This window comes from Bacillus sp. JJ1503 (assembly GCF_036965125.1).
Lineage (GTDB): Bacteria > Bacillota > Bacilli > Bacillales > Cytobacillaceae > Cytobacillus.
Window position 1 is genome coordinate 1 of record NZ_JBALOZ010000306.1, and the last position, 1144, is coordinate 1144.

Consider the following 1144-nt stretch of genomic DNA (forward strand, 5'->3'; position numbering starts at 1 on the left):
CCATAGACGATCGCTCCCCGCTCTTTGCCAAAGTATTCTGAGGCTAACCGGATGGTTGGTGGCACGGTTGCGATCCAGTCCAAACCGTAAAATACAGAAAAAGCGACAAGCATTGGATAGGATCGTAAATCAAGTGCATACGGTAGGATGATTAGGGATAATCCCCGAAGTCCGTAATACCAAAATAATAACCATCGATTATCGAACCGATCAGATAACCATCCCGAAATCATCGTTCCAATAATATTAAAAATCCCCATAAATGCAAACAAGCCTGCTGCATTTACTTCTGATATACCATACAAACCACAGGCCGCGATAAAATGCGTCCCAATCAATCCCGCAGTGGATAAACCACAAATAAAAAAGCTAATGGGTAATAACCAAAATGGAACCGTACGAACACCTATCCATAATACCTCGAATGCTTCCTTAATTGGATTTTTTTTATTCTGAATAACAGGGGCAATTTGATTTGCGACTGCACCGTAAGGGATTAGTCCCTTATCAGCCGGTTTATCTCTCATCCAAATTGCTATAAGGGGAATCATCAAGACACCTAACCCAATAAATACATAAATCCCTGTTCTCCACGAAAAAGCCTCAGTCAAATTGGAAAGCAACGGAAGAAAAATCATTTGCCCCGCGGCAGTAGCTGACATTAGTATGCCGACAACGATTCCCTTTCGTTTTTCAAACCAATTATTAGCTATAGTTGCTGCTAAAACGGTAAGAAAAACCCCGCTGGCCACTCCAATCATAACTCCCCAAATGAGGTTCAGATGCCAAATTTGACTCATAAATAAGCTAGCCGTCATTCCGATTACTAGCACGAGCATCGCATATGCCATCGTTTTTCGAATACCAATTCTTTCAAGCCCAGCTGCAATAAACGGACCTGAGAATCCATATATCGTTAAGTTAATTGCAAAGGCAAACGAAATAGAGGAACGGCTCCATTCAAATTCCTGCTCCAGTGGTATAATGAGTATACCCGTAATCGAGCGAATGCCTGCAGCAATTAGTATGACAAAGAATGTCAGCCATACCACTATCCAACCATAAAACAAAATCTCACCCTCCACATTCATACTAAATGCAATAAAAATATAATACTACTGTTTTAAACTTCATAAAAGAAAAA

1 protein-coding gene is annotated in these 1144 nt (G+C 40.6%); it reads right to left on the reverse strand.

Annotation, left to right across the window (positions count from 1 at the left end; genetic code table 11):
• Positions 1-1070, reverse strand: a 1070-nt coding sequence (locus V7149_RS20870) for an MFS transporter (RefSeq protein ID WP_335347518.1), incomplete at its 3' end; no start/stop codon positions are given.
• Positions 1071-1144 lie beyond the last annotated feature (74 nt).